The following is a 4,962-nucleotide window of genomic DNA, read 5'->3' as shown; positions in this document are numbered from 1 at the left end:
CCCTGGCCTTGTGACATTCCCATGCCCAGGGTCTTGCATTTGGTGTGGTGGTATACCAAGATATCGGCATGCCAGACGCGAATCTGTTCCCGGGCACAGTGGCTGAGCCGGTGCCGGCGCTACCCCCACTCGGCGAGCCGGTGTCGCGCACCGACCGGGTGCGCGACGCGCTGCGTGGTGCGATTCTCGACGGCACGTTGCCGCCCGGGCGGCCGCTCGTCGAGCGCGAACTGGCCGAGATGCTCGGGGTGTCGAAGACGCCGGTCCGCGAGGCGCTCAAGCAGTTGCGGTCCAGCGGCCTGGTCGAGGTAAACGTCCATCAGGGTGTCAGTGTGCGCCGGCTCGATGCCGCCTTGGTCCGTGAGCTCTATATCGCTCGCGCGACCGTGGAGCCCGAGGCCTGCCGGTTGGCGTGCCTGCGCGGCGACGCGGAATCGCTGCGCAGGGCTCGGCAGGCGCTCGAGGAGTCCGCGCAGTACCTGGCCCGCGACGACTCGGCGCGGTTGAGTATTGCCAACCGGCGGTTCCATCGCGAGATATACGCCGGCTGCGGCAACACCTTCCTGTGCGACTTCCTCGACCAGCTCCAGGACCTTACCGCGTTCGTCGCCACCGCGGGCTGGCGGTTGCGGGCGACGGCCGCCTCCGAGGCCGGTGAGCACCTGGCCATCCTCGAAGCCGCAGAGAATGGCGACGCCGACCGCACCGAGGATCTGAGCCGCCAGCACATCGAGACCTCGGCCCGGAACATCCTCGAGCTGCTGGAGGACGAGTCGTGACACCGACGTGCGAGGCGTGCGCTGCCCGATTCGACGGGGACGGCGTGGACCTTGCCGAGGCGCGTGACCGCGTCGCCGCAGCCTTGCACGACCAGCTGGTCTCGGCGGTGTCGCGATGACGACGTATGTCCTGCGACGCCTCGTTCAGCTTGTCCCGGTGCTTGCCGTGGTCGCGGTCGCCCTGTTCGTGCTGCTCCGTGTCCTGCCCGGGGACCCGACCACAGCCATCTTGGGGCTGGAGGCCACGGACGAGCAACGCGCCGCGCTCCGTGCCGACCTCGGTCTCGATCAGCCGCTGTGGAACCAGTTCGCCACCTGGGTCGGCGGTGTCGTCCGTGGGGACTTGGGCGAGTCGTGGATTACCGCGGAACCGGTGGGCGGTGTGATCGCCGACCGGTTGCCCGCGACCGTCCAGCTCATGGTGTTCTCGCTGGTGCTCGCCGTCGTCATCGGGATTCCGGCGGGCGTCGTCGCCGCGGTGCGGCAGCGCAGCGGCACCGACTCGGTACTCACCGGCCTGTCGGTGTTCGGCCTGGCGATCCCGAACTTCTTCCTCGCCGCGCTGCTGGTCTTGGTCTTCGCCGTCTGGTGGGGTGTGCTCCCCGCATCAGGCTACGTCGCAATCGGTGACGACCTCGTCGGCAACCTGACCCGGATGGTGCTGCCGTCCGTCACCGTTGGCAGCACGGTGGTGGCGGTCGCGATGCGGCAGACCCGTGGCTCGCTGCTGGCCGCACTCGGCGAGGACTACGTCCGGACCGCGCGGGCGACGGGACTGTCCCGGCGCCGGACCGTGGTGGTCTACGCGCTGCGCAACGCCTTGGTTCCGGTGGTGACGGTGGTCGCGTTGCAGGTGGGCGTCCTGATGAGCGCCACCGTGACCACCGAGACGATCTTCGCGCTGCCCGGGATGGGCACGCTCGTGGTGAACGCGATCTTCGCTCGCGACCTGCCGCTGGTCCAGGGGGCGGTCCTGGTGATCGTCGTCTTCGTCCTGTTGGTGAACCTCGTCGCCGACCTGATCTACGCGTGGCTCGACCCGCGCATCGTCTACTGAGGAGGGGCGCCCGTGTCTTCCGAGAACAGCACGCTGCCCGACGCCGGTGCCGCAGGCGCAGCCGCGGCCGAAGGCGTCTCCCGGCCCGTGCTGCGGCGGCTGCTCCGCGACCGCAGGTTCCTGGCCGGCGCCGCCGTGGTGATCTTCATCGTGCTGGGCAGCGCGCTGGGCCCGCTGTTTCGCGACGCGATGACCACGCCGGACACCGATACGCTGATGTCCGGTCCTTCCGCGGCGCACCCGTTCGGCACCGACGAGCTCGGCCGCGACATCCTCGCCCGGGTCGTCGGTGGCTCCGTGGTGATCCTGCAGGTGGCCGCCGTGGCGGTCGGCATCTCGCTCGTCGCCGGCACGGCGCTCGGGCTCCTGGCGGGGTATCGCGGCGGCTGGGTAGACGCGGTGCTGATGCGCGTCGTCGACGGACTCATGGCATTCCCGCTGCTGGTTCTGGCCCTGACCATCGTCGCGGCACTTGGCCCGGGGCTGCGCAACGCGCTGATCGCGATCGCGGTGGTGCTGACACCGCGGTTCGCCCGCGTCGTTCGCGCCGAGGTGCTGTCGTTGCGCAGTCGCGAGTGGGTGTCCGCGGCCCGGATCGTCGGCGTGCCTTCGCGCGCGGTCATGCTTCGCCACCTTCTGCCACACCTGTCCGGCACGCTGCTGGTGTTCGCGGCTCTCCAGTTGTCCACGGCCGCCATGGCGGAGGCGTCGCTGAGCTTCCTCGGGCTGGGCATCCAGCCGCCGGATTCGAGCTGGGGCGCCATGGTGGCCTCCGGCGTCACCCGGCTGGAGACGAACTGGGCCATGGCCGTCTTCCCCGGCCTGGCTTTGCTGCTCACCATCGCTGCATTCAACCTCCTCGCCGACGCGTTGCGGGACGCTCTCGATGCGCACGGCCCGGAAGAGGTCTGAGTCCCGGCACCATCCTGACCACCACGTATCTGCTGTCTCACCCCCCAACGACGAAGGGTGCACCATGAGAAGACGCGTAACATCCGGCCTGGCCCTCGGCGCGGCCGTTCTGCTGGCCGTGGCCGCGTGCGGTTCCGACGATTCGCCGGCCTCCGACGGCGGAGGCAGCGGCGGAGGCGGTGGAGGCGGAAACCTGACCATCGGCTTCGACAACGAGCCGCCTGACCTCGACCCGATCCTCAGCAGCCGGATCTCCTCCGACCGGCATCTGCTCAACGCCTTCTTCGATACGCTGATCCGGCAGGAGCGTAACGGCGAGTTCGTCCCGGCCCTGGCCGAGAGCTGGGAGTCCGACGAGAGCTCGGTGACGTTCACGCTCCGCGACGACGTCACGTTCCACGACGGTACGCCGTTCGACGCCGACGCCGTCGTGGTCAACCTCGACCGGGCCCGCGACGACGACAGCGGCAGCGTCAAGGCGGCCGGGCTGGGGAGCATCGACGGGGTCACCGCGGTGGACGAGCACACCGTGCGGTTGGACCTGAACCGGACCGACCCCTTGCTGTTCGTCAATCTCGCCCACGAGGCCGGGATGATGGGCTCCCCGGCGGCCATCGAGACGGACGCCGAGGGTTTTGGCCGGGCCCCGGTCGGAACCGGTCCGTTCGTTTTCGACTCGTGGCGCACCAATGCCACACTCACTGCCTCGGCCAATGAGGACTACTGGCGCACCGACGCCGACGGCGAGTCGCTGCCCAAGCTCGACGGGCTCACGGTCCGCTTCATCACCGACCCGTCGACGCTGCGTACCGAGCTGCAGACCGGCGGCGTGGACATGGTGCGGGTGCTGCCGCCCGAGGAGTTCACTCAGCTTGCCGACAATCCCGACATCACGATCGAGGATGTCGGCCTCCGGCGCTCGTACTACATGACGCTGAACGCGACCCGGCCACCGTTCGACGACCCCGCGATCCGGGAGGCCGTGGCGATGGCGGTGGACCGGGACGCGATCGGGCGGGCCGCTGCCGGGGACGAGTTCGATCTGGCCCCATCGTTCGCGGTCGAGGGCGACTGGTTCTACGACGGCGACATCACCCCGCCGGAGCTGGACCCGGCCGGCGCACACGACATCCTCGAATCGGCCGGGCTACTCGGCACCGAGATCACGATCGTGGCACGGAACCGTCAGCCGGACCCGATGATCGCTGAACTGCTGCAGGCTCAGCTGGGCGAGGCCGGGTTCTCGGTGCAGGTCGAGCCGTTGGAGGCGGAGACCCAACTGAGTCGGATGCGGGAGAAGGACTTCGACGCCGGGATCCTGGTCATCGACGTCCCGCGGCTGGACCCGTCACTTTCGTTCGACCCTTACTTCACGACCGATGCTCCGAACAACTGGTCGGGCGTGCAGGACGAGGAGCTGGACCGGTTGCTGACCGATGCGGTCGCCACCGACGACCAGGATGCTCGGGCCGAGGACTACATCGCGGTCCAGCAGCGCGTCATCGACGAGAACTACTGGGTGTTCCTCTACCAGCCGCGCAATCCGCTGAACCGTCGCTCGAACGTCGAGGGCATCGCCCTGGACGTGGACGGCCAGTGGCGGCTCGACGAAGCCTACCTCGCCGAGTGACCACGACCGTGCCCTGCTGACTGGAGCCTATCCCATGCCTCTGCTCGAGATCGAGGATCTCCGCGTCACCTTCGACGCCGGCCCCGACGCGATTCCCGTGCCCGCTGTGGCCGGCGTCGACCTGCACGTCGACGCCGGAGAGACGCTCGCGATCGTCGGGGAGTCCGGCTCCGGAAAGACCGCCACCGCCATGAGCGTGCTCGGGCTCAACCCCCGGTCGGCCGCGGTGGCGGGCCGGATCCGCTTCGAGGGGACCGATCTGCTCGACCTCGACGAGGACGGCTGGCGGGCGGTGCGCGGCGACCGGATCGCGATGGTCTTCCAGGACCCGACCAGCGCATTGAACCCGTTGCTGACGATCGGGACCCAGGTGAGAGATGCGATCCGCGCGCATGGGGACCTGTCTGCGTCGCAGGCCCGGGAACGGGCGATCGAGGCCCTGGAGCGGGCGAGGCTGTCCGATCCGGAACGGCGGATGCGGCAGTATCCGCACGAGCTGTCCGGCGGCATGCGGCAGCGGGCGGCGATCGCGTTGGCGATTGCCGCCCAGCCGCGCCTGCTGGTCGCCGACGAGCCCACCACGG

Annotated in this window: 6 protein-coding genes; all 6 read left to right on the top strand. The window is 69.5% G+C overall.

Annotated elements, in window-relative coordinates; all coding sequences use genetic code 11:
* Positions 1 to 68 precede the first annotated feature (68 nt).
* Positions 69 to 779, top strand: a complete 711-nt coding sequence (locus ELR45_RS42135; RefSeq protein ID WP_129667785.1) for a GntR family transcriptional regulator — start codon at positions 69 to 71, stop codon at positions 777 to 779.
* Complete coding sequence (locus ELR45_RS42130) at positions 776 to 898, top strand: hypothetical protein (protein WP_276320701.1); 123 nt, start codon at positions 776 to 778, stop codon at positions 896 to 898. The genes ELR45_RS42135 and ELR45_RS42130 overlap by 4 nt, the downstream gene beginning before the upstream one ends.
* Positions 895 to 1,836 (top strand): ABC transporter permease, encoded by a 942-nt coding sequence (locus ELR45_RS19025; protein ID WP_129667784.1) that lies wholly within the window; start codon positions 895 to 897, stop codon positions 1,834 to 1,836. The genes ELR45_RS42130 and ELR45_RS19025 overlap by 4 nt, the downstream gene beginning before the upstream one ends.
* 12 nt (positions 1,837 to 1,848) lie before the next feature.
* Complete coding sequence (locus ELR45_RS19020; protein WP_129667783.1) at positions 1,849 to 2,748, top strand: ABC transporter permease; 900 nt, start codon at positions 1,849 to 1,851, stop codon at positions 2,746 to 2,748.
* Between the two features lie 64 nt (positions 2,749 to 2,812).
* Positions 2,813 to 4,378, top strand: a complete 1,566-nt coding sequence (locus ELR45_RS19015) for an ABC transporter substrate-binding protein (protein WP_165367915.1) — start codon at positions 2,813 to 2,815, stop codon at positions 4,376 to 4,378.
* Positions 4,379 to 4,412: 34 nt separating this feature from the next.
* The coding region (locus tag ELR45_RS38375; protein ID WP_205856859.1) for an ATP-binding cassette domain-containing protein at positions 4,413 to 4,962 on the top strand (550 nt) is incomplete at its 3' end.

This window comes from Phytoactinopolyspora endophytica, from assembly GCF_004138495.1.
In the GTDB taxonomy this organism is placed as follows: Bacteria; Actinomycetota; Actinomycetes; order Jiangellales; family Jiangellaceae; genus Phytoactinopolyspora; species Phytoactinopolyspora endophytica.
This window is presented reverse-complemented; position numbering and strand designations above follow the sequence as displayed.

Coding starts and splice junctions, on each gene's coding strand:
- ELR45_RS42135 (WP_129667785.1), top strand. CDS start 69: ATGCCAGACGCGAATCTGTTCCCGGGCACAGTGGCTGAGCCGGTGCCG.
- ELR45_RS19025 (WP_129667784.1), top strand. CDS start 895: ATGACGACGTATGTCCTGCGACGCCTCGTTCAGCTTGTCCCGGTGCTT.
- ELR45_RS19015 (WP_165367915.1), top strand. CDS start 2,813: ATGAGAAGACGCGTAACATCCGGCCTGGCCCTCGGCGCGGCCGTTCTG.